This is a genomic window from Acidimicrobiia bacterium, assembly GCA_035948415.1.
Classification (GTDB): domain Bacteria; phylum Actinomycetota; class Acidimicrobiia; order IMCC26256; family PALSA-555; genus PALSA-555.
Genome location: DASZJD010000111.1, coordinates 72646 through 94969 on the forward strand (window position 1 = coordinate 72646; position 22324 = coordinate 94969).

Consider the following 22324-nt stretch of genomic DNA (forward strand, 5'->3'; position numbering starts at 1 on the left):
TCATCGTCGGGGCTCAATCATCGTCCGCCTGGACGGCGTCGCGCACCGCCGCCTCGACGACCTCGGTCGCCGCCACCCGGAGGCGGTCGAGGTGGGCCTCGACGGCGCCGACCGCCACGACGATCGCCAGGTCGCCGTCGTGTCGGGTGTGTGAGGGGTGCACGGCGCGGGCCAGCCCGTGATGGGCGCTCTGGGCCACGAGCCCGCAGTCGGTCTTCGTCAGCCGGGCGTCGGTCGCGACGACCACGAGGGTGGTGTTCGGCTCGCCGGTCGGCGGCGGGTCGGGGAAGGCCTCGACCTCCGGGCCCGCCCTTGAGCCGGCGAGCACGCGCCCGGCGGGATCGAGCACGTCGCCGAGCGCGTTCACCACCGCGAGGGCACCCACCGTCGCCGCCCCGACGACGGCGCTCGCCGAGCCGAGGCCGCTCGGCACCGCGTGCTCGGGGCCCCGCCACTTGCCGACGGTGGCGCCCCGACCGGCGCCGACCCGGCCGGTCCGGAGCCGGGGGCCGGCCGCGGCGGCCGCGGCGGCGGCGCGGCCCTCGTCGGGCCCGGGGAAGGCGCCGCCGGATTCGACGAGGTCGTAGATCGCGGCGGTGGGCACGATGGGCACCGGGCCGCCGCGGGTCGGGACGCCGCGGCCCCGCTCGGCCAGCCACGCCATGACGCCGTCGGCCGCCGCGAGCCCGAACGCCGACCCACCGGTGAGCACGACGGCGTCGACGGCGTCGACCGTCCGACCCGGCTCGAGGACGGCGAGCTCCCGGGTGGCCGGCGCCCCGCCCCGCAGCTCGGCGCCGCCGGTGGTCCCGTCGGGGACGAGGACCACCGTGACCCCGGTCCCGGTCCCCGTCCAGTGCCCGACCTGCACGCCGGGCACGTCGGTGATCGCGCCCGTCACGCGGCCCCGGCCGTCGCCGGCAGCGCGCCCACGTGGCGCGCGAAGTCGAGCAGGAGCCGGTGGAACACCTCCGTGCGCTCGAGCATGATCATGTGGCCGGCGCCGTCCAGGAGCTCGAGGCGGGCCCCGGGGATCAGCGCCGCGAGGCGGCGCGACTCCGCCGCGGGCGTGATGACGTCGGCGGTGCCGCCGATCACGAGGGTCGGGACATCGAGCGAGGGGAGGTCGGCGGTCAGGTCGAGGCCGAGGAGCGCGGCGGTCGCCTCCCGCGCCGTCGCGCGCTCGCAGCTGGCCAGCATCTGACGGTTCAGCTCCACCTGGCTGGCCAGGGGCTGCCGGCCGAACCCCACCCGCGCGAACACCGTCCCGAGGTCACGGCGCGTCATGAGCCGCCGAAGGTCGAGGCTGCCGGTCACCCGCTCCGCGACGCAGCGCAGCCGCCGGGACGCGGACACGCTGGTCTTCCCGAGCGTCGACAGCAGCACCAGACCGGCGACCCGCTCGCGCAGGATCTCGGGGTAGTCGAGCGCGAAGGCCTGCGCGGCGACGCCACCCATCGAGTGGCCCACGAGGATCGCACCGCGGAGGTCGAGGCCCTCGAGGATGGTGCGCATGTCGGCGGCCAGGTTGGCGACCGAGTGCCCGCTGGAGCCGAGCGAAGATTCGCCGTGGCCGCGGTGGTCGAAGGCGATCACCTGGACGCCCGCCTGGGGCAGCTCCCGGAACTGCTTCACCCACACCCGGGACGTGATCGTGACGCCGTGGGAGAAGAGCAGCGGCGGACCCAGACCGCGCCGGACGACGTACGCGGTGCCGGCGTCGTGCGTGGGGAGCCGAAGGGCGTCGTCGAACTCGAGCGCGCCGAGCTGGTCGGCGTCGGGGTCGGGGCGCTCGCGCAGCGAGCGCAGCACCGCCCGCTCACCGACGTACCCGGCCACGGCCGCGCCGGCGGCCACGCCGGCCGTGACGCCCAGCGTCTGGAGCGCGCGGCGCGAGACGTTCATCCGAGGTACCGCCTCGGGACCCGGGGCCCGATGCCGGTGACGATCTCGTACCCGATGGTGCCGAGCCGCTCCGCCCACTCCTCGGCGGTGATCGACTCCCCGCCCTGCGCGCCCAGCAGCACCACCTCGTCGCCGACGTCGACCGGGTCGTCTCCGACGTCGACCATGAGCTGGTCCATCGTGACCGCGCCGGCGATCGGGTGCCGTCGGCCGCCGATCAGGACCTCGCCGCCGGCCAGCCCGAGGTTGCGGGGCACGCCGTCGGCGTACCCGACCGGCACGGTCGCGACTCGGCCTGCGGCCGGGAGCGCGTAGCGAAGCCCGTAGGAGAGGCGCGAGCCCGCCGGGAGCGTCTTGACGAAGGTGACCCGGGCCCGCACCGACAGGGCCGGGACGAGCGCGACCCGATCGGCCAGGGCGGGAGCCGGCGTGACGCCGTACAGCGCGATGCCGACCCGTACCAGGTCGAGGCGGGCCTCCGGGAACGCCAGGAGCGCGGCGGAGTTGGCCGCGTGCGCGATCGGCCGGCGGCCCGTCCACCCCTCGAGGTCGGCGAGGAGACGGCGGAACTCCGCCAGCTGACCCGCGGTCTCCGGTCGTTCGGGCTCGTCGGCGACGGCGAAGTGCGTGCAGAGGCCCTCGAGCGCGAGCTCGGGCCGCGCCGCGATCGCCTCGACCAGAGGCCGCACGGACGCGGGGGCGCACCCCACGCGGTGCATGCCGGTGTCGACCTTCAGGTGGACGGGCAGCGGCGAGTCCGGAGCGGCCTCGGCGACGGCCTTCGCCAGCGCCTCCACCGCCGGCTCGGTGTACACGACCGGGGTGAGCCCGGCCCGGACGACGGCGGCCGCGGCACCGGGCGGGGGCTCGGAGAGGACGAGGATCGGCGCCTCGAGCCCGGCGGCCCGGAGGGCTGCGCCCTCCTCGACCAGCGCCACCCCGAGCCAGGTTGCGCCGGCGTCGAGGGCGGCCCGGGCGGTCGGCACCGCGCCGTGCCCGTAGCCGTCGGCCTTCACCACCGCCAGCAGCGCCGCCGGTGCGGCGAGGGCGGCCAGCTGGCGCGCGTTGGCGCGAATGGCGTCGAGGTCCACCTCACCCCACGTGGGTCGGACCTGGGCCTCCGGAGCGGTCACGCGTCGGCGGCGACCCGGCGCACCAGGTCGCCGCGGGCGATGATCCCGACGAGCCGCCCGTCGTCGTCGACGACCGGCAGGTGCGTCACGTCGCGGTCGTGCATCCTCGCCGCCACGTCCCCGAGCGTGTCGCCGGGCCGCGCCGTCTCGAACTTGGTTGTCATGAGGTCCTTGACCGTGGCCGCGACCATGCGCCGCAGCTCGGCCTCGAAGCGCTTCTGGGCGCCGGGCAGCGGGAACTCGGCGCCGAGGACGTTGAACCAGGTCGGGGCGTGGAGGTTCGCCTCGGTCACGATGAGGTCCTCGTCGCGCAGGAGTCCGACCACCTTGTTGTCGGTGTCCACCACGGGGGCGGCCCCGATTCCCCGCTCGGCGAGCAGGTCGGCGCCCTCCTGGAAGCTCTGCTCGGGCCGAAGCGTCACCACCGGGGTCGTCATGACGTCGCGGACGGGGGTGGTGGTGGGCATCAGCGCTCCCGGGGTCCGGGGTTCAGGCCGTGCAGCGTGCGGGGCAGCGCCGCGATCAGGTCGCCGGCGATGAGGCCAGTATGCCCGGCGACGTCCCCGGCCCGGCCGTGGACGTAGGCACCGGCGGCGGCGGCGGCGAACGGTGTCAGGCCGCGGGCCAGCAGGCCCCCGATGATGCCGGTGAGCACGTCGCCGCTGCCCGCGGTGGCCAGCTCGGCGCCGCCGGTCGGGTTGATCACCGCCCGTCCCGAGGGGTCGGCGATGACGGTCGCGGGCCCCTTCAGCAGGGTCACGCAGCCGCTGGCGGCGGCGAGGCGCCGGGCGGCGTCGACTCGGTCGTCGCCGACCGGCTCGCCGGCGAGCCGCGCGTACTCCCCGTCGTGCGGGGTGAGCACCGTGGGCGCGGGGCGCTCTCGGAGCGCGGCGGCCTGGCCGGCGAAGGCGTTGAGACCGTCGGCGTCGAGGACCAGCGGCACCGGCGTCTTGGCGACGAGCTCCCGGAGCGCGGCCCGGGTGGCGTCGGCGGTCCCGAGGCCCGGTCCGACCGCGGCGGCGCGGAACCGGCCCAGGCTGGCGGGCAGATCGCCGAGCCCGGCCAGCGCGCCGTCGTCGGTCGCCGGCATCGGCTTCGTGATCACCTCGGAGCCGCTCCCTCGCGCCGCGGCGTCGCGGCCGGGCACCGCGCACCAGACGATGCCGGCGCCGGCCCGCATGGCGGCGTGACTCACGAGGACGGGCGCGCCGGTCATCCCGCCCGACCCACCGACGACGAGCAGCCCGGCCTGCCACTTGTTCGTGGTGGGAGGGGGCTCGGAGGCGCGCAGCCACGCGCGGACGTCGTCGTCCTCCAGCACGTGCAGCGCCGGCTCGCCGACGTCGACCCCGATGTCGGCGACCATGACCGCGCCGGCGTGGCTGCGCCCGGGCTCGAGGACGAGCCCGGGCTTGCGGGACGCGAAGGCGACGGTCGCGGTCGCCCACACCGCTGGTCCCTCGGCTTGGCCGGTGCGCCCGTCCACGCCCGACGGGATGTCGACGGAGACCGTCAGCGACGACGGGCTGGCGGCGGCGACCTCGGCCGCGCTCCCCTCGAGGCGACCGGTGAACCCGGTGCCGTACATCGCGTCGACGAGGACGTCGGCGCGTCGGAGCGACCGGGCGAGCTCCGTCGACGCCACCGGTTCGGCGAGCTCGATGACGTCGGCGCGCAGCCCCCAGCCGGCCAGCACCCGAGCCGCGACGAGCCCGTCGCCGCCGTTGTTGCCCTTGCCGCAGACCACGACGCCCCGACGTCCGTAGAGGCCGTCGAGCCGCCGGCGCACCTCCCAGGCGACGGCGCGGCCGGCCCGCTCCATGAGCACCGCGACCGGCGTCCCGGAATCGGTGGCGCGGCGGTCGGCCGCAGCCATCTCGGCTGGGGTCAGGACGGGCTGCACGCTCAGCCCACCGCGATGGCGACCGCCAGCGCGGTGGTACCGGTGTGGGTCAGCGAGAGGTGCCACGCGCGAACCCCGCGCTCGTCGGCGAGCTCGGCGGCGCGCCCGTGGAGCTCGACCCGGGGCGCGCCGCCCCGCTGACGGACCACCTCCACATCGCGGAGCTTGAACTTCCAGAGCCCGACACCGAGCGCCTTCATGACGGCCTCCTTGGCGCCGAACCGCGCGGCCAGGCTCTTGGCGGGGTCCCGCTGCCGGTAGGCGTAGGAGCGCTCGTCCTCGCTGAAGAGCCGCTCGCCGAGGCGCTCGCCGCGACGCTCCATCGCGAGGCGGAAGCGCGGGACCTCGACCAGGTCCGTGCCGAGGCCGACGATGCGCAACGCGGAGGCGTCGCATCGCGTCGCGTCGGTCACGGGCGTCGCCACCGATCAGCGAGGACGTACACCGGGTCGGTGAGCAGCTCGACGACGGGGACGCGGGCGAGCACGTCGTCGTCGAAGCTCGTCTCGGTCTCGGTGACGGCGTCCTTCAGCGCTCCGTACCGACCCTGGTAGCCCTCGAGCACGCCGCGCATGGCGTCGGCGGCGAGGAGATCCGCGAACTCGACGTGCAGCAGTGTGAGACCCACAGTCTGATTGTGCTTGACCTCGGGCACGATGACGAGGGTGCGACCGTCGGCGCGGCCCCGCACCGCGGTGACCTCCCGCTGGTTCGCGATCCGGTGCTTCGTGCCCCGCAGCCGGGGGTCGGCGTCGGTTCGGGAGGTGATGGTGGCCGCGACCCCGCCCCTGTCGACGACGTGCGCGCTCGCGTGGTCGCCGCCGACGTCGCCCTCGATTCGGTAGCGGGTGTAGCCGTGCACGGCGTCGACGGCCGGGTCGAGCTCGGCGAGGGTGCGGAGCGCCCGGTAGCTGAGGCCGTCGCGGGGGGCGCCGGCGGCGAGGACCTCCCGCACCAACGGGACCTGCAGCAGCGTCTCGTCGGAGCGCGAGATCCCGACGGTGACCGTCTTGGCTTGATGCTTGATCGCGTCCACGGGGCGCGTGAGCTCCTCGATCGCCCGGGTCAACGCGGCGGTGAGGTCCTGCACGACCGTGCTCGGGGTGCCGACCAGCCCGTGCTCGACCTCGTAGGCGTCCAGGGGCACGACGCCAGCCGCGTAGCGCAGCAGCGACGCCACCCGGGTGGCGGTGCTGGCCTCGAGCGTCCCGTCGTACTGCCCGGCGCGGAGCCCGTCCAGGAACCGCTGCGCGGGCCCGTCGAGCGCCGGCGCGAGACGATCGAGGAGCTCCTCGGGCGGGCCGGCCGCGGCCGCCTCGATCGCGGCCCGGCACTCTCGGAGCGGCCGGGCCGACCCGTCGATCGCCAGCGCCGCCTCGTAGCAGAACAGGTGCCCGGCCACCGTCGACAGGACGAAGTCGAGCGCCGCGTCCACCGCGGGCACGGCCACCACCTCGAGCGCGTGGGCGAAGCGGGGGGCGTCATCCTCCCCCACGATGACGATGGGCGCCGCCCGGTGGGCCCCGTAGATTGCGACCTCCTTCGTCACGTCGTCGACGTTCGAGCCGCCGAGTCCGGCGGCGCACACCAAGACCAACGGCTCGGAGGACAGGTCGATGTGCTTCTTGTCCTCGGTGACGTCGCAGGCGATCGCCTTGTAGCAGAGCTCGGAGAGCTTGATCCGGAGCTCCCGGGCCGCGACGACGTTGCGGCCGTTCCCGACCACCGCCCAGTAGCGGCGCGTCAGCACGTGGCGCTGGGCCACGCCGGCGATCACCGGGCGCAGCGCGATCACAGCCCGCATCGCGTCGGGCAGCGCGCGGAGGGCAACCAGGATCTCGCCCGAGCGGGCCGACTCGACGCCGAGCTCTGCGGCCAGCGCGACCGCGAGCAGGTGGCCGGCGGCCACCTGGGCGTAGAAGGCCTTCGTGGACGCGACGCTCATCTCGACGTCGCGGCCGTCGGACGTGTACAGCACGCCGTCGGACTTGTCGACGAGGTCGCTGTTCCGGCGGTTGACGATGGAGACGACGGTGGCGCCTCGGGCTCGTGAGAGGTCCACGGTCCGGTTCGTGTCGGTCGTGGTCCCGCTCTGGCTGATCGCGACGACGAGCGTGTCCCGCATGTCGTCGCGCAGCCCGAACCCGGACAGCTCGGTGGCGTGCAGGGCGTCGACGGTCAGGCGTCCGTCGAGGACGTCCGCGAGGGCGAGGGCCAGGCTCTGCCCCGCGACGGCGGCGGTGCCCTGCCCGATCACCACCACCCGTCGGATCGTGCCGTCTCCCAGTCGCTCGAGGAGGAGCGGCGGGAGGGTCTCCGGCCCGAGCTGGACCGTCGGCGGCCCGTCCGTCCCGCCCGGCTCCGAGCCGGTCACGATCTTGCCTCGCAGCGTCTTGCGGAACGAGTCCGGTGCCTCGGAGATCTCCTTGAGCAGGTAGTGCGGGAAGGTCCCGCGGTCGATGTCGCGCGTGGTGATCTGCGCCCGCTGCACGTCGGCGTCCGTGACCGGCAGCGGTGTCCCGTCGTAGGCGCGGCGCTCGATCCCGTCGAGGGTGCCGGCCGCCGCGCCGTGCACCACGACGACCTGTCCCCGCGTGGCGGCGGGACGTCGCGGGTCTGCCGGCGTCTCGCCGTCGAGACGGATGTAGCGCGAGGTCTCCTCGACGAGACCGTAGGGCTCGCTCGCCACGACGAAGGCGTCCTCGGCGAGCCCGACGTACAGGGCCTGTCCACTCCCCCGGAGAGCCAGGAAGAGCGCGTCGGGCTGCTCGGCCTGCGTCGCCGCGACGGCCACCGAACCCTCGAGGGTGGTGACCGCAGCGCGGAACGCGTCGGTCGGGGTCCGGCCCTCGGCTCGTCGCCGCGCCGTGAGCATCGGGATGACCTTCGTGTCCGTCGTGATCTCGGCCGGGACGTGGAGGTCATCGCCCGCGATGAGCTCGGCGTAGTTGTCGACGTCGCCGTTGAGGGCCGCGGCGACGTACGCGGCGTCGCGGCCGGCCTCTTCCCCGTTCAGCGGGTGGGCGTTCGCCTCGGAGATGATGCCGACGCTGGCCCAGCGGGTGTGGCCGAGCAGCGTGACCTCGACGGTGTCGGCCGAAACGGCCTCGTGGAGCAGCTCGTCGTCGCCGATGGCGGCGCGGAGGCGGCGGGTGTTGTCCCCGAGCTCACCGATCTCGGCCGCCGCCTTGTAGACGAACACGAGCCTGCCGTCGGCGGCGCGGATCGATCCCGATCCGAACAGCGGGTCGGCCGATCGCTCCTCGAGCCGGCTGGCGGTCCTGGGATCGTCGAGGTCGAGGCCGTGCCCGCTCACGAGGAGGTGGACGCCAGCCGAGTCGCGGCCGCGGACCTCGAGGCGGTCGATGGCCGACAGCGCGGTCTGGACGGAGGTGAAGGCCTCGATGGCGGCGACCGATGCGTCGGGGCCGGCGAGGTCGGCCACGGCCCGGGCGGCGCGGAGCCGGTCGTGGCGGATCGCCCAGAGCGGGTCCCGGACCGCCAGCAGCGTTGCGTTGAGCGCCTCGAGCGCGACGCTCGCCGGCGGGTGCGCGCCGGCGTCGAGTTGGTTCTCGATGACGGCGAGGGCGGCGGCGGCGCGCTCGGCGCGCTCGTCGAGGCGCTGCCCCGCCGCGGCGTCGGCGAGGAGTGCCCGGACGCCCGGCACCCCGCGCAGGGCGCTGTCGACGGTGCTGAGGGCCGTGGCGGCCCGTTCGAGAGCGGCGAGGTCGCCGGCCCAGTCGGTGAGCGCCGCGACCGCCTGGTCGAGCGAGGTGACGAGCGCCGGGATCTCCGGGGGCGGGCGCGTCGCCCGACGGCGAACCACCCCGATGATGCCGCACATCTGAGATCAGCCTACGCGGGCTGTGCGGGAGCACCGCAGGCGCGCTGGACCGCGCCGACGAGGCGGTCGGCCATGAGCTCGGCCTGCTCGAGGCTCGGTGCCTCGACCATGACGCGCACGACCGCCTCGGTGCCGGAGGGTCGCACGAGCACGCGCCCATCCGGTTCGAGGTCGCGCTCGATGGACGCGGCCTCCTCCCAGAACTGCCCGGCCTCGTCGAGCGCAGCCCGGTCCCGGACGGGCACGTTGCGGAGGACCTGCGGAAACCGCTGCATGACGCCGGCGAGGAGCGACAGCGAGTGGCCCGTCCCGACGACCACGTCGAGGAGGAGAGCGCCCGTGAGCGCACCGTCCCCGGTGCGCTCATGATCCCGGAAGATGATGTGCCCAGACTGCTCGCCGCCGAGCGACAGGTCTCGGCGCTCGAGCTCGTCCATCACGTACCGGTCCCCGACCGGCACCTCGACGAACGCGATGTCGTGGCTCTCGAGGCACTTGCGGAGACCGAGGTTCGACATGACCGTCCCGACGACGGCGCGGTTGCGAAGGCGGTCGCGCTCAGCCATGTCGAGGGCGCAGATGGCCATGATCTGGTCGCCGTCGACGAGGCTGCCGCGCTCGTCGACCGCGATGACACGGTCGCCGTCGCCGTCGAAGGCCAGCCCGGCTCGGGCGCCCGACGCCACGACGGCGTCCTGGAGCCCGCTCGGGTCGGTCGAGCCGCACCCGGCGTTGATGTTCGTCCCGTCGGGGGCGGCGTTCATCACGTCGACCTTGGCTCCGAGCTCCCGAAGGATCTTCGGTGCGGTGCGGAAGGCGGCGCCGTTCCCGCAGTCGAGCACTACCCGGAGGTCCTCCAGGGTCCGCCCCTCGAGGACCCCGACGACATGGCCGACGTACACGTCGACCGCATTGCGGATCGGCTGGGCCACGCCCACGTTGCGCCCGTCCAGACCCGGCGGCGGGGTGGTGACCGCCAGCTCTCGCAGCTCCTGCTCGATGCGCCGCTCCAGCGCCTCGGCCATCTTCTGACCGCCGGCGGCGAACAGCTTGATGCCGTTGTCCTCGAACGGGTTGTGGCTGGCCGAGACGACGGCGGCCGGCGTTCCCTGCTGGGCGGCGAGGTAGGCCACGGTCGGTGTGGGCACGACGCCGGCGAGCTGCACGTCGGCACCCTCGGCGCAGATGCCGGTCACGAGGGCGGCCTCGATCATCGGGCCGGATCGGCGGGTGTCACGGCCGACGACAAACGGGCGGTCGGTGCCGAGGACGCGAGCTGCCGCTCGTCCGAGGGCCGTGACGAGCTCAGGCGACAGCTCGCGGTTCGCGACACCGCGGATGCCGTCGGTCCCGAAGCGAAGAGTCACGGCTCGCAACGCGGCGCCGCGTGGCGACGCACTACCGCTTCGAGTACTGGGGCGCCTTGCGGGCCTTCTTGAGGCCGTACTTGCGCCGTTCCTTCTCGCGCGCGTCGCGCACGAGCAGTCCCGCCTTCTTGAGCTGGGGACGCAGCTCGTCGTCGAGGCTCACGAGGGCGCGCGCGATGCCGAGCCGGAGCGCGCCCGCCTGTCCGCTGACCCCGCCCCCGCCGATCGTGGCCTCCACGTCGTACACGTCGGCGGTCTGGGTCAGCCGGAGCGCCTCGGTCGCCCGCTGGACGTGGGTGAGGATCGTGAAGTAGCGCTCGATCGGACGTCCGTTGATGACGAGCTTCCCGCTCCCGGGGCGCAGCCGAACCCGCGCGACGGCTTCCTTTCGGCGGCCGGTGGTCTGGATCAGGGGTTTGGGCATCGTCGCTCGGTGGTCAGGCTCGGGTCCGGCTCGAGCTCAGGGTGCGGGCCTTCGGTTGCTGGGCGGTGTGGGGATGCGTCGGGCCCGGGTAGACGCGGAGCCGCCGCAGCAGCCGGCGGCCGAGCGGACCTCTCGGCAGCATCCCCCGCACGGCGCGCCGCACGACCTCGACCGGGGCGCGGGCAAGGAGGCGCTCGAGGTTCTCGCTGCGGATCGCGCCCGGGTACCCGGAGTGACGCCAGTACCGCTTCGCTTGGGCCTTGCGGGGGCCGACGTCGAGCCGTCCGGCGTTGACCACGATGACGTGGTCACCGACGTCGGCGTGCGGAGCCCAGGTCGCCTTGTGCTTCCCGCGCAGCAGCGTCGCGACCTCGGTCGCGAGCCGTCCGAGCACGGCGCCGTCAGCGTCGACGACGTGCCAGGCGCGCTCGATGTCGGCAGGCTTTGGCTGGAAGGTACGCACGGTCCCGGCCTCGTGGATCGGAGCCCGTCCCATGGCCGCGGCCGGCCCGTGAACGGGGAGTCAAATCTTACCGACGGGGGGAGGGACCGGGCAATCGGCCCGTCCCGGCCCGTTACCCTCCATGCGTGACCACGGCGGGCTCGCCATCCTGGCTCGCCCCGGAGCGCCGTGCCGTCGCCGAGCGGGCGCTCGAGGTGCTCACCGACGCGGCCCTCGACCCGATCGTCGACATGGTGCTCCTGGCGGCCGACGACGCCTACGAGGCCCGATCCCACGAGGGTGCGATCCGGTTCCGCCGTGGGGAGGACGGGTTCGCGGTCCTCGGGGTCGAGGGTCTCGACCCCTTCGCCGATCGCTCGGTGGAGAAGTTCTGCCCGTTGGCCGAGGAGCGCGCGCACCCCCACCCACGGCGCGCCGACAACGCGTACCCGGACGCGTTCGAGCAGGTGGCACAGCTCTTCGACCATCCCGCGGCCCCGGACCTGTGCGTGATCCACTCCGCCGACCACAACTGGGAGGACCAGGGTGGCCACCGGGGCGAGCACGGGTCGCTTGGGATCGTGCAGGCCCGCGCGCCCCTGGTGCTCGCCGGGCGCGGCGTGCGTCGCCAGGGCCTCGTGAGCCGAGGAGCGCGCCTCGTCGACGTGGCGCCGACGATCCTCGAGCTGCTCGGCGTGCCGCCCGACGATGAGGGCCGACACCTGCGCGGCCAGGACGGAGAGGTGCGCGACGACGCCCTGGACGTGTCGATGGGGCGACCGCGGCACGTCGTGGCCTTCCTGTTCGACGGCACCAACGCCAACGTCCTGTACGACATGGCCGGGCGGGGCGAGGCGCCGAACGTCGCCCGGCTGATCGACTCGGGCACGGCCTACGGGCACGGCGCCCTGTCGGGGCTCCCGACGGTCACGCTCGCGAACCACACGTCGGTGCTCACCGGTCGACTGCCCGGTCGTCACGGGGTTCTCCACAACGCCTGGTTCGACCGACGGACCGGTCAGCAGGTCATCACGAACTCGTCGGCCACGTGGCCGTGGTCCATGCGGCACGCCTTCCGCGACGTCGAATCGGTGCACAGCGTGCTGCGGCGTTGTCGGCCCGACGTGTTCACGGCGTCGGTCGACGAGCCGTGCGACGTCGGTGCGTCGTGGTCCACCTTCGACGCCTTCCGGCGAGGGGAGAGCCCGGCTCCGGCGGCCAAGGAGGGGCTGCCGCACACCACCGAGCGGTTCGTGCGCCCCAGCAAGGACTACCGGTGGTCCACGATCGTCGACCACGCCGGTGTGGAGCAGGCGACGGGGATCCTCGGCGGGGAGTTCCGAGGGGAATCGTTCCCCGTCCCGACGTTCCTGTTCTGCAACTTCACGCTGACCGACGCGGCCATGCACGCCGGTGGTCCCTACTCGGAGATCGCCGCCGCCGCGGTCCGGGATACCGACGGCCGCATGGGCGAGGTGATCCGAGCCGTCGACGCGGCAGGGATCCTCGACGACACCGCGTTTGTCCTGGTGGCCGATCACGGCATGGAGGAGAACGACCCCGGCGTGACGGGCGACTGGGACGTCACGCTGCGCGAGGCCGGGCTGCGGTTCCGCGACGAGGGCTACGGCTTCCTCTACCTCGAGGACGGCTGAGCCGCCTCGTAGCCGACATCCCAGAGGCAGAGGCCGTGGGCCGGCGCGAGCTGGCCGGCGCGTGCTCGGTCGAGGGAGCGCAGCGTGCCGAGGACGTCACCGGGTCGACGGCGCCCGGACCCGGCCTCGACGAGGGTGCCCACGATGGCGCGCACCATCTGCCAGCAGAAGGCACGCGCCCGGATCTCGTACGAGAGGATGCCTCCATCGGGCGGGTGCCACCGAGACTCGAGCACGCGCCGCACCGTCGTCCCGCGCTGCGCGCGTCGGCAGAAGGCGGCGAAGTCGTGCTCGCCCACGAACGGGTCGGCGGCGAGGCGCAGCAGGCCCACGTCGAGTGGCTCGGCGACCCACCAGGCGTACCGCGCGAGGAAGGGGTCCGGCTCGGGGCGGTTCACGATCGTGTAGCGGTAGGTCCGCCAACGGGCAGACCGGCGGGCGTCGAAGTCGTCGCCGACGTGCTCGGCGTGCCGCACGACCACCTCGGGGCCGTTCATGCGGTTCAGGGACTCCCGCAGCCCCTCGAGGTCGCAGTCGGGCGGTCCGTCGAGGCTCACGACCTGGCCCCAGGCGTGCACCCCCCGGTCGGTCCGGCCGGCGCACGCCAGGCCGAGCTGCTCGGGTGGGACGCTCAGCACCCGGGTCAGCGATTCGGTGAGCACCCCCCCGACGGTGCGGACCTCGGGCTGGGCCGCGAACCCGTGGAACGCGGTCCCGTCGTAGGCGATGACGAGCTTGATGCGGGCGGTCGAGGCCCGGGGGCGCGACGCCGGCGCACCGGCGTCGAACAGGGTCACACCAGCTCGATGCGCACCATCGGCGCGCTGTCTCCCGGGCGTGGGCCAAGCTTCAAGATCCGAAGGTACCCACCGGGGCGCTCCGCGTAGCGGGGCGCGATCTCGCCGAACAGCTTGTGGGCCACGGCCTTGTCGTGGAGCTTCGCCACGACCTGGCGCCGGTCGTGCACCGAGCCGCGACGCGCCTTCGTGATCAGGCGCTCGGCGTACGGCCTCAGCGCCTTCGCCTTCGCCTCCGTCGTCACGATGGCCTCGGCCTCGAAGAGGTGAGCGGCCAGGTTCGCGAGCAGGAGCCGCTGGTGGGCCGGGTCCTTGCCGAGACGGGGCCCCTTCGTCGGAGTCGGCACGCCCCTACTCCTTCACGCGCAGCGACAGGCCCCGCTCGTCGAGCTTCTGGAGCACTTCCTCGAGGGACTTCGACCCGAAGTTCGTGATCGCCAGCAGGTCGTCTTCGCTCTTCTGGACCAGCTGCCCGATGGTGTCGACCCGCGCTCGCTTCAGGCAGTTGCGGGGACGCTCGGAGAGGTCGAGCTCCTCGATCGGCAGCTCGAGGTCGGGCGACGCGGCGGTGGCCGGCGAGACCTCGCCGAGCTCGAGACCCTGGGGGGCCTCGGACAGGCTGGCGACGAGCCCGACGAGCCCCCGGAGGGTCTCCCCCGCAGACGCGAGGGCCTCCCGAGGCGAGATCGAGCCGTCAGTCTCGATCTCGATGGTCAGCCGGTCGTAGTTCGTCGCCTGCTCGACGCGCGTCGGCTCGATCGAGAACGCGACCCGTCGGACGGGCGAGAAGATCGCGTCGACGGGGATCACCCCGATGGTCGACGTGCGCTTGTTCCGCTCCGCCGACAGGTAGCCGCGACCCTGCTCGACGGTCAGGTCGATGGCGAGCCGGCCCTTCGCGTTGACACTGGCGAGGTGCAGGTCGGGATTCAGGATCTCGACGTCGGCGGTGGTCTGGATGTCGCGCGCCTGCACGTCACCGGGGCCGCGCTTGTCGAGCCGCAGCGTGACCGGCTCCGAGCTGAAGGACCGCAGCACAAGGTCCTTCACGTTGAGGATGAGGTCGGTGACGTCCTCCTTCACACCGGGGATGGTGTCGAACTCGTGCAGCGCCTCGTCGAAACGCACCTGGGTGACGGCGGCACCCGGGATCGACGACAGCAGGGTTCGGCGGAGGCTGTTGCCGAGCGTGTGCCCGAAGCCGGGCTCGAGCGGCGAGATCACGAACGACTGGGTGTTGCCCTCAGCCTCGCCGGCCTCAACTTCGGGTCGTTGGATGATCAGCATGGTCTTTCACTTCCGGGACGGATCGTGGCCCACGGGCGGGGCCGCCTCACTTACTTCGAGTAGAGCTCGACGATCAGCTGCTCGCGGACGGGCACGTCGATCTGCTCGCGCAGCGGGGCGCCGCGGACGGTCGCCTCCAGCCGCTCCGAGCTCACGTCGAGCCACGCCGGAACCGCGCGATCGAGAGTGTCGAGGTTGTGTCGGATGACGATGTTGTGCTGAGCCTTCGGACCGAGTGTGAGCACGTCGCCCTCGCGCACCTGGTAGGAGGGGATCGTCACTCGCTTCCCGTTCACGAGGACATGGCCGTGGCGGACGAACTGCCGGGCCTGGTTGCGGCTGGCGGCGAAGGTGGCACGGAAGATGACGTTGTCCAGGCGCTGCTCCAGCATCCGCAGCAGGTTCTCGCCGGTGATGCCGGGCTGGCGGTTCGCCTCCCGGTAGAGGTTCTGGAACTGGCGCTCGAACACGCCGTAGATCCGCCGTGCCTTCTGCTTCTCGCGCAGCTGGAGCAGGTACTCGCTCTCGCGGATCCGGCCGCGGCCGTGCTCACCAGGCGGGTACGGCTTGCGCTCGACCGGGCACTTCAGCGTGTCGCACTTGGCGCCCTTCAGGAAGAGCTTCATGCGCTCGCGGCGGCAGAGCTTGCAGACGGCCTCCGTGTAACGGGCCATCAGACCCTCCGACGCTTCGGCGGACGGCAGCCGTTGTGCGGAATGGGCGTCACGTCCTTGATCCCGACCACCTCGATGCCGGTGTTCTGGATCGTGCGGATGGCGGTCTCGCGGCCCGAGCCGGGACCCTTGACGAGGACGTCGACCTTGCGCACGCCGTGCTCCATCGCCCGTCGCGCCACGGTCTCGGCGGCGAGTTGCGCCGCGAAGGGTGTGCTCTTCCGCGAGCCCTTGAAGCCGACGTTGCCGGAGGAGGCCCAGGCGATGGCGTTCCCCTGCTGGTCCGTAATCGTGATGATCGTGTTGTTGAACGACGACTTGATGTGCGCGACGCCGTAGGCGATGTTCTTGCGCTCGCGCCGCTTCGGCCGCCGACCGCCAGCTGCCGGCTTGGCCATCAGTGCTTCCTCGCCTTCTTCTTGCCGGCCACGGTCTTCTTCGGGCCTTTCCGGGTGCGGGCGTTCGTTCGGGTCCGCTGACCGTGCACCGGGAGGCCGCGGCGATGCCGAACGCCCGCGTAGCTGCCGATCTCGATCTTGCGCTTGATGTTCGCCGCGACCTCACGGCGGAGGTCCCCCTCCACCTTGAGGTTTCCGTCGATGATCGTCCGCAGCTTGGCGACCTCGTCGTCGGTCAAGTCACGGACGCGCGTGTCGCGCGACAGCCCGGCCTGGTCGCAGACCAGGTGGGCCGTGGGCCGACCGATGCCGTAGATGTAGGTAAGGGACACCTCGAGCCGCTTCTCTCGAGGGACGTCGACGCCAGCGATGCGTGCCATCTCTCGGTCCTCAGCCTTGTCGCTGCTTGTGGCGGGGGTTCTCGCAGATGACGCGCACGACCCCGTGCCGACGGATGATCTTGCACTTCTCGCACATCTTCTTGACCGACGGTCGAACCTTCATCGGAGTCTCTCGGCTACTTGTACCGGTAGGTGATCCGGCCGCGGCTCAGGTCGTACGGCGTCAACTCGACCTGGACCCGGTCGCCCGGGAGGATGCGGATGTAGTGCATCCGCATCTTCCCGGAGATGTGGGCGAGCACCCGGTGGCCGTTCTCGAGCTCGACCCGGAACATGGCGTTCGGGAGCGGCTCGACGACCGTCCCCTCGACCAGGATCGTGTCGTCCTTGGGCTTGGCCAGGGCCTCCACCGCCTCATCTACTCGGGCATCGGCTCGGGTTGGATGGACGGCGTGCAGGCGCGCAAGAACCCGAGAACTCGCGCGGAGCCCGTCCAGACTATCGGATCCCGGGGAGCGGGTGAAATCGCCTCCCGCGGGCGGCGCGGTCGGGCTACCAGGGCAGCGTGAGCACCTCGGGCCCGTGGTCGGTGACGGCGACCGTGTGCTCGAAGTGGGCCGAGCGGCGGCCGTCCCGGGTGACCACGGCCCACCCGTCGCTCAGCACCTCGGTCTCGGGGCCGCCGGCGTTGACCATCGGCTCGATGGCGAGGACCAGCCCCTCCTTGAGCTTGAGCCCCCGGCCCGGGGGGCCGTAGTTCGGCACCTGCGGCTCCTCGTGCATGGCGGTGCCGATCCCGTGCCCGACGTACTCGCGGACCACGCTGAAGCCGGCGCCGGTCGCCACCTCCTCGACGGCGGCGCCGATGTCGCCGAGGCGCTCGCCTTCGACGACGTGGTCGATCGCAGCCTCGAGCGAGGACCGGGTGACTTCGATCAGCCGCTTCGACTCGTCGTCGACGTCGCCGATCGGGATCGTGAGGGCGGCGTCAGCGTGCCAGCCCTCGATGATGGCGCCGCAGTCGATCGAGAGGATGTCGCCCTCCTCGAGCACGACCTCGTCGCTCGGGATCCCGTGCACGATCACGTCGTTCGGCGAGGTGCAGACCACGGCCGGGAAGCCGTGGTAGCCGAGGAAGTTGGATCGGGCGCCGCGCCGCTCGATGACGTCTCGGGCGACGGCGTCGACGTCGGCGGTGGTGCTGCCGGGCTTCGCCGCTCGGATGCACTCCTCGTGCATCTCGGCCACGACCTTGCCGGCCCGCCGCATGAGGGCGATCTGCTCGGGTGACTTGCGCGTGATCACAGCGCCCGGGAGCCAGGATCGAAGTAGGAGTCGACGAGCTCGACCAGGCGCTTGAAGACCTCCTCGGTCTCGTCGCTGGCGTCGACGTGGGCGAGGATGCCGGCGCGTCGGTAGAACTGGATCACCGGCAGCGTCTTCATCTCGTAGAGCTCGAGCCGGCGCATCACCGCCTCGGGCTGGTCGTCCTCCCGCTGCACCACCTCGCCGCCGCACACGTCACAGGTCCAGTCGCTCTCGGGTGGGTTGTCGAGGTGGTACAGGGCGCCGCAGTTCGAGCACACCCGGCGACCGGCGATGCGGTGCAGGACGACCTCGGTCGGCACGTCGAGGTCGACGGCCAGGTCCAGCTGGTACGGACCAAGGATGTGATCGAGCTCCTCGGCCTGGTGCCGTGTGCGCGGGAAGCCGTCGAGCACGAACCCTTGCGCGGCTCGGTCGTCGAGGTGGAGCTGCTCGTCGACGACGCCGACCACGATGTCGTCGGGGACGAGGAACCCTTTGTCCATGTAGCTCTTCACCTCGCGCCCGAGATCGCTTCCGGCCGCGGCGGCTTCCCGGAACAGGTCGCCGGTCGCGAGGTGCTCGATGCCATAGTGCTCGGCGAGGCGAACGGCCTGCGTTCCCTTGCCGGCACCCTGCTTCCCGAGCAAGACGAGCCGGGGACCTCTCGCCTGCGTCGGAAGATCAGGCAAGGAAGCCTTCGTAGTTGCGCATCATGAGCTGGCTGTCGATCTGCTTCATCGTCTCCAGCGCCACGCCCACGGTGATCAGCAGCGCGGTCCCCCCGAAGGGGAACTGACTGATGTTCCAGAGCGCGAAGACCAGGAGCGGCGCGACGGCGATGGTGGCGAGGAACAGCGAGCCCGGCATCGTGATCCGGTTCAGGGTCTTCGCCAGGTACCGCTCGGTCGGCGGTCCCGGGCGAATGCCCGGGATGAAGCCGCCCTGCTTGCGGATGATGTCGGCCTGCTGCTGGGGGTTGAAGGCGATGGCGGTGTAGAAGTACGCGAAGAAGATGATGAGGATCGTGTAGAAGAGGATGTAGAACCAGCTCTGGCGGGCCACCAGGTTGTTGTTGATCCAGGCCTGGATGCCGTGACCGCTGTTGCCGAGCGCAGACGCGATCAGCGCCGGGAACGCCAGGATCGAGCTGGCGAAGATGACCGGGATCACCCCAGACTGGTTGACCTTCAGCGGGATGTAGGTGCTCTGGCCGCCGTACATGCGGCGGCCGACGACGCGTTTCGCGAACTGGACCGGTATTCGGCGCTGCCCAAGCTCGACGAACACGATCCCGACGATCATGGCCACGCCGATGAGGAGGATCGTGAAGAACTGGAACTTGCTGCCTTGGCTGTAGATCGCGCCGCCCTGGGACGGCAGGCGCGAGACGACGGACGCGAAGATCAGGATCGACATGCCGTTCCCGATGCCGCGTTGGGAGATGAGCTCACCGAGCCACATCACGAGGGCGGTGCCGGCAGTCCAGACCAGTACGATCAACGCCGCGCGGGGGGTGTCGAAGTGCGGGATGAAGTCGACGCCCTTCGGCAGGCTGGCGCTCAGCCCGAACAGGCCGCCGTTGCCCGCGTGCAGGGCGAAGACGAACCCGGTGGACTGCACGAGCGCGAGCCCGATGGTCAGGTACCGGGTCCACTGGGTGATCTTCTTCTGGCCCGTCTGCCCTTCGTTCTGCCACTCCTCGAGCTTCGGGATCACCACCCCCAGCAGCTGCATGATGATCGACGCCGTGATGTACGGCATGATCCCGAGGAAGAAGATCGCGACGTTGGTGATCGCACCGCCCGAGAACAGGTCGAGGAACCCGACGACCCCGCTGTTCTTCGCGGACGACTGCAGCTGCTTGATCGCGTGGAAGTCGACATACGGAACTGGGAGGTGGGCGCCGATCCGGTACACGGCCACGATGAGCAGCGTGAACAGGATCTTGTTCCGGAGGTCGGCGACCCGGAACATGTTCTTGAGCCGGGCGAGCATTCGGGGAGGATCCTCCTGGCGACGGCGGCCGACAGCCTACCGATTGGTGAGCGCGTTGCCCCGCGCCGGCGGGCGGCGGTCGCCCCACGGGGCCGGCAGGACCTCGGTCTGGCCACCCGCGGCCTCGATCGCCCGCCTGGCCGCTTCGGAGAACGCGTGCGCGCGCACCGTGAGGGCCGTGGTCAGCGCACCGCGCCCGAGCACCTTGACGAGGCCGCGTTTGGCGACCAGACCGCGAGCCCGAAGGGCGTCCGGATCGACGGTTGCCCCCGCATCGAAGCCGTCGAGGGCGTCGAGGTTGATGACCGCGTACTCAACCCGGAACGGGTTCCGGAAGCCCTTCGCCTTCGGCGTCCGCCGCGCGATCGGGGTCTGGCCCCCCTCGAAGCCCGGCTTCACGGTGTCGCGAGCGCCCTGGCCCTTCATGCCACGACCGGCGGTCTTCCCTCCCTTGCCGCCGATGCCTCGCCCGACCCGGCGCGGCGCGCGCTTCGACCCCGCGGGCGGCTTCAGGTCATGGATCTTGATCGGCATCTCAGACCTCTTCGATCGTGACGAGATGTGGGATCCGCTCGATCATCCCCCGAATCTCGGGGCGGTCGGGCAGCTCGACGGTCTGGTGCAGGCGACGCAGGCCGAGCGCCCGCAGCGTCCCCCGCTGCTTGGGCTTGGCTCCGATCGACGAGCGGATCTGGGTGATTCGCAAGGCAGCAGCCATCACTTGACCTCCGCGATCTCATGCTTGGGCGCCTGACGCTCCCGGTACGCGCGCAGCATCCCGGCGGAGCTGACCTCCTCGGGCGACTTGCCGCGCAGCTGCGCCACCGCCTCGGGGCGCTTCAGGGCCCGGAGACCCTGGATGGTCGCCCGCGACACGTTGATCGCGTTCGAGGACCCGAGTGACTTCGCGAGGACGTCGTGCACCCCGGCCGCCTCCAGGATCGCCCGGGCGGCGCCGCCGGCGATCACCCCGGTGCCGGGGGCGGCGGGCTTCAGCAGCACCCGTGCGGCGTCATGCGCGCCGAGCACGACGTGGGTGATCGTCGACCCCGCGAGCGGGACGCGGAAGAGGTTCTTCTTGGCCTCCTCCATGCCCTTCTGGATCGCGGCCGGAACCTCCTTCGCCTTGCCGTACCCCAGGCCGACGTTGCCCTCGCCGTCGCCGACGACGACGAGCGCGGTGAACGAGAACCGGCGCCCGCCCTTCACGACCTTGGCGACGCGGTTGATCGCGATCACCCGCTCCTCGTACTGCCCTTCAGCCATCAGTCATCCTGCTTTCGAGATCTCGGCGTGCCCGCGCCGGCGGCGCGGCCTGTCAGCGACTCCACGACTACAGCTCCAGGCCCGCCTCGCGTGCCCCCTCCGCGACCGCCGCGACCCTTCCGTGGTATTGGAACCCGCCGCGGTCGAAGACGACGCGGATGATCCCCGCGGCCTTCGCGCGCTCCCCGACGCGCCGGCCGACCGCCTTCGCCGCCTCGACGTTGCCCGTCGGCGCCGTCCGCGCCGCCGGCTCCATCGTCGACGCCGCGGCCAAGGTCTGGCCGTGGACGTCGTCGATCAGCTGCGCGTAGATGTGCCGGCTCGACCGGAAGACCGACAGTCGGGGCCGCGCCGCCGTCCCGCGGACGTGCTTGCGCACCCGCTGGTGCCGGCGGCGGCGGGCCGAGACCCTCTGCAGCATCGTTCCGTCCCTACTTCGCTGACTTCCCGGCCTTGCGCAGGACGCGCTCCCCGGCGTAGCGGATGCCCTTGCCCTTGTACGGCTCGGGCTTGCGGATCTTGCGGATGTCAGCGGCCACCTGTCCGACCAGCTGCTTGTCGCAGCCCCGCACGGTGATCCGCGTCGGCGAGGGGACCTCGAACGTGATCCCTTCCGGAGCCTCCACGGGGATGGGTCGCGAGAAGCCCACCTGGAGCTCCAGATGGGTCGGCCCCTGGGCGGTGACCCGGTATCCCACGCCCACGATCTCGAGCTCGCGCGCGAACCCCTCGGACACCCCCACCACCATGTTGTTGACGAGGGACCGCACCAGCCCGTGCAGGGCACGGTTCTCGCGCTCGTCATCGGGGCGGGTCACGACGAGCTGGTCTCCGTCGCGGGCGATCCTGATCTGTGTCGGCGTCCGGCGGGCGAGCTCACCACGGGGACCCTTGACGGCCACCTGGCCGTCGTCGAGGGTGACGTCCACCCCGGTGGGGATCGGGATCGGTTCCTTGCCGACGCGGGACACGATCGCTCCTACCAGACGTGACAGAGGATCTCGCCGCCGACCTTGCGCTGGCGCGCCTCCCGGTCGGTCATGAGACCCTGGTTCGTCGACAGGATGGCGATGCCCATCCCGCCGAGGACGCGGGGAACGTCCGTCGCCTTCGTGTACACGCGCAGCCCGGGCTTCGACACCCGGCGCAGCCCCGAGATCGTGCGTTCCCGATCCGGCGTGTACTTCATGACGATCCGCAGCTTGCCGCCAGGCCGCTCGGTGTCGTCCTCGACAGCGTAGTTCCGGATGTAGCCCTCACGGACCAAGAGGTTCGCGAGCGCGACCTTGACCTTCGACGATGGCATCACGACCTCGTCGTGAAACGCGACGTTGGCGTTCCGGATGCGGGTGAGCATGTCGGCGATCGGATCGGTCATCGTCATCGGCTCACCCCCTCACCACGACGCCTTCGTCACGCCGGGGATCTCCCCGGCGTGGGCCAAGTCCCGGAAGCAGATCCGACAGAGCCCGAACTTCCGGTACACCGAGCGCGCGCGACCGCATTTCCGGCACCGGGTGTACGCACGCACGGCGAACTTGGGCTTCCGCTGCTGCTTCTGGATCAATGCCTTCTTGGCCAATGG

At 72.1% G+C, this 22324-nt stretch carries 27 protein-coding genes and 2 pseudogenes; 1 reads left to right on the top strand and 28 read right to left on the bottom strand.

Annotation, left to right across the window (positions count from 1 at the left end):
• Nucleotides 1–13: 13 nt before the first annotated feature.
• Genes VG869_15315 through rplM form a run of 10 tightly spaced genes read right to left on the bottom strand, consistent with a single transcriptional unit; the run spans nucleotide 14 to nucleotide 11039 of the window.
• Nucleotides 14–901 carry a P1 family peptidase gene (locus VG869_15315; protein HEV3452555.1) on the bottom strand — a complete coding sequence of 296 codons (888 nt, stop codon included), beginning with the start codon at nucleotides 899–901 and terminating at the stop codon, nucleotides 14–16.
• Nucleotides 898–1905, bottom strand: a complete 1008-nt coding sequence (locus VG869_15320; GenBank protein HEV3452556.1) for an alpha/beta hydrolase — start codon at nucleotides 1903–1905, stop codon at nucleotides 898–900. The genes VG869_15315 and VG869_15320 overlap by 4 nt, the downstream gene beginning before the upstream one ends.
• Complete coding sequence (gene alr / locus VG869_15325; protein HEV3452557.1) at nucleotides 1902–3038, bottom strand: alanine racemase; 1137 nt, start codon at nucleotides 3036–3038, stop codon at nucleotides 1902–1904. Before alr ends, VG869_15320 begins: the two co-directional genes overlap by 4 nt.
• Entirely contained in the window at nucleotides 3035–3505 is a 471-nt protein-coding gene (locus tag VG869_15330; protein HEV3452558.1) for a CBS domain-containing protein, read from the bottom strand. The genes alr and VG869_15330 overlap by 4 nt, the downstream gene beginning before the upstream one ends.
• Nucleotides 3505–4941, bottom strand: a complete 1437-nt coding sequence (locus VG869_15335) for an NAD(P)H-hydrate dehydratase (GenBank protein HEV3452559.1) — start codon at nucleotides 4939–4941, stop codon at nucleotides 3505–3507. The genes VG869_15330 and VG869_15335 overlap by 1 nt, the downstream gene beginning before the upstream one ends.
• A gap of 2 nt (nucleotides 4942–4943) precedes the next feature.
• Complete coding sequence (locus tag VG869_15340) at nucleotides 4944–5354, bottom strand: holo-ACP synthase (GenBank protein ID HEV3452560.1); 411 nt, start codon at nucleotides 5352–5354, stop codon at nucleotides 4944–4946.
• Nucleotides 5351–8785, bottom strand: a complete 3435-nt coding sequence (locus VG869_15345) for an SIS domain-containing protein (GenBank protein HEV3452561.1) — start codon at nucleotides 8783–8785, stop codon at nucleotides 5351–5353. Before VG869_15345 ends, VG869_15340 begins: the two co-directional genes overlap by 4 nt.
• 11 nt (nucleotides 8786–8796) lie before the next feature.
• Nucleotides 8797–10152 carry a phosphoglucosamine mutase gene (glmM, locus tag VG869_15350; GenBank protein ID HEV3452562.1) on the bottom strand — a complete coding sequence of 452 codons (1356 nt, stop codon included), beginning with the start codon at nucleotides 10150–10152 and terminating at the stop codon, nucleotides 8797–8799.
• A gap of 31 nt (nucleotides 10153–10183) precedes the next feature.
• Entirely contained in the window at nucleotides 10184–10576 is a 393-nt protein-coding gene (gene rpsI / locus VG869_15355) for a 30S ribosomal protein S9 (GenBank protein ID HEV3452563.1), read from the bottom strand.
• A gap of 13 nt (nucleotides 10577–10589) precedes the next feature.
• The gene (rplM, locus tag VG869_15360) at nucleotides 10590–11039 is read right to left on the bottom strand and encodes a 50S ribosomal protein L13 (GenBank protein ID HEV3452564.1); all 450 of its coding nucleotides are present in this window, start codon (nucleotides 11037–11039) and stop codon (nucleotides 10590–10592) included.
• 125 nt (nucleotides 11040–11164) lie between these two features.
• On the opposite strand from rplM, the gene VG869_15365 reads away from it, so the two are divergent.
• On the top strand, nucleotides 11165–12673 hold the full coding sequence (locus VG869_15365; GenBank protein HEV3452565.1) for an alkaline phosphatase family protein: 1509 nt from the start codon (nucleotides 11165–11167) through the stop codon (nucleotides 12671–12673).
• On the opposite strand, the gene truA is transcribed toward VG869_15365, so the two are convergent.
• The 18 genes and pseudogenes from truA to VG869_15455 form a co-directional block, all read right to left on the bottom strand.
• On the bottom strand, nucleotides 12655–13470 hold the full coding sequence (gene truA, locus VG869_15370) for a tRNA pseudouridine(38-40) synthase TruA (protein ID HEV3452566.1): 816 nt from the start codon (nucleotides 13468–13470) through the stop codon (nucleotides 12655–12657). The two genes, VG869_15365 and truA, sit on opposite strands and share 19 nt — an antisense overlap.
• Nucleotides 13470–13817: pseudogene (gene rplQ / locus VG869_15375) on the bottom strand (50S ribosomal protein L17). The gene truA and the pseudogene rplQ overlap by 1 nt, the downstream one beginning before the upstream one ends.
• 4 nt (nucleotides 13818–13821) lie before the next feature.
• Complete coding sequence (locus VG869_15380) at nucleotides 13822–14757, bottom strand: DNA-directed RNA polymerase subunit alpha (GenBank protein HEV3452567.1); 936 nt, start codon at nucleotides 14755–14757, stop codon at nucleotides 13822–13824.
• 50 nt (nucleotides 14758–14807) lie between these two features.
• Nucleotides 14808–15431, bottom strand: coding sequence for a 30S ribosomal protein S4 (rpsD, locus tag VG869_15385; GenBank protein ID HEV3452568.1), 624 nt, complete (start codon nucleotides 15429–15431; stop codon nucleotides 14808–14810).
• The gene (gene rpsK / locus VG869_15390) at nucleotides 15431–15829 is read right to left on the bottom strand and encodes a 30S ribosomal protein S11 (protein HEV3452569.1); all 399 of its coding nucleotides are present in this window, start codon (nucleotides 15827–15829) and stop codon (nucleotides 15431–15433) included. Before rpsK ends, rpsD begins: the two co-directional genes overlap by 1 nt.
• Complete coding sequence (gene rpsM, locus VG869_15395) at nucleotides 15829–16209, bottom strand: 30S ribosomal protein S13 (protein ID HEV3452570.1); 381 nt, start codon at nucleotides 16207–16209, stop codon at nucleotides 15829–15831. Before rpsM ends, rpsK begins: the two co-directional genes overlap by 1 nt.
• A gap of 10 nt (nucleotides 16210–16219) precedes the next feature.
• Complete coding sequence (gene rpmJ, locus VG869_15400) at nucleotides 16220–16333, bottom strand: 50S ribosomal protein L36 (protein HEV3452571.1); 114 nt, start codon at nucleotides 16331–16333, stop codon at nucleotides 16220–16222.
• Between the two features lie 13 nt (nucleotides 16334–16346).
• A complete protein-coding gene (gene infA, locus VG869_15405) occupies nucleotides 16347–16571 on the bottom strand; it encodes a translation initiation factor IF-1 (GenBank protein ID HEV3452572.1) in 225 nt (74 codons plus the stop codon).
• 151 nt (nucleotides 16572–16722) lie between these two features.
• Nucleotides 16723–17475: a type I methionyl aminopeptidase gene (gene map / locus VG869_15410; protein HEV3452573.1), complete on the bottom strand. Its 753-nt coding sequence runs from the start codon at nucleotides 17473–17475 to the stop codon at nucleotides 16723–16725.
• Nucleotides 17472–18167, bottom strand: coding sequence for an adenylate kinase (locus tag VG869_15415; GenBank protein ID HEV3452574.1), 696 nt, complete (start codon nucleotides 18165–18167; stop codon nucleotides 17472–17474). The genes map and VG869_15415 overlap by 4 nt, the downstream gene beginning before the upstream one ends.
• Nucleotides 18160–19473: a preprotein translocase subunit SecY gene (secY, locus tag VG869_15420; protein HEV3452575.1), complete on the bottom strand. Its 1314-nt coding sequence runs from the start codon at nucleotides 19471–19473 to the stop codon at nucleotides 18160–18162. Before secY ends, VG869_15415 begins: the two co-directional genes overlap by 8 nt.
• A 36-nt stretch (nucleotides 19474–19509) precedes the next feature.
• On the bottom strand, nucleotides 19510–20001 hold the full coding sequence (rplO, locus tag VG869_15425) for a 50S ribosomal protein L15 (GenBank protein ID HEV3452576.1): 492 nt from the start codon (nucleotides 19999–20001) through the stop codon (nucleotides 19510–19512).
• Nucleotides 20002–20008: 7 nt separating this feature from the next.
• Nucleotides 20009–20191 (bottom strand): 50S ribosomal protein L30, encoded by a 183-nt coding sequence (rpmD, locus tag VG869_15430; GenBank protein HEV3452577.1) that lies wholly within the window; start codon nucleotides 20189–20191, stop codon nucleotides 20009–20011.
• Nucleotides 20191–20727 (bottom strand): annotated as a pseudogene (rpsE, locus tag VG869_15435) (30S ribosomal protein S5). Before rpsE ends, rpmD begins: the two are co-directional and overlap by 1 nt.
• A gap of 79 nt (nucleotides 20728–20806) precedes the next feature.
• A complete protein-coding gene (rplR, locus tag VG869_15440) occupies nucleotides 20807–21160 on the bottom strand; it encodes a 50S ribosomal protein L18 (protein ID HEV3452578.1) in 354 nt (117 codons plus the stop codon).
• A gap of 10 nt (nucleotides 21161–21170) precedes the next feature.
• Nucleotides 21171–21710 carry a 50S ribosomal protein L6 gene (rplF, locus tag VG869_15445; GenBank protein ID HEV3452579.1) on the bottom strand — a complete coding sequence of 180 codons (540 nt, stop codon included), beginning with the start codon at nucleotides 21708–21710 and terminating at the stop codon, nucleotides 21171–21173.
• 8 nt (nucleotides 21711–21718) lie between these two features.
• Nucleotides 21719–22123, bottom strand: coding sequence for a 30S ribosomal protein S8 (gene rpsH / locus VG869_15450; protein ID HEV3452580.1), 405 nt, complete (start codon nucleotides 22121–22123; stop codon nucleotides 21719–21721).
• A 12-nt stretch (nucleotides 22124–22135) separates the two neighbouring features.
• Nucleotides 22136–22321 (bottom strand): type Z 30S ribosomal protein S14, encoded by a 186-nt coding sequence (locus VG869_15455; protein ID HEV3452581.1) that lies wholly within the window; start codon nucleotides 22319–22321, stop codon nucleotides 22136–22138.
• Nucleotides 22322–22324 lie beyond the last annotated feature (3 nt).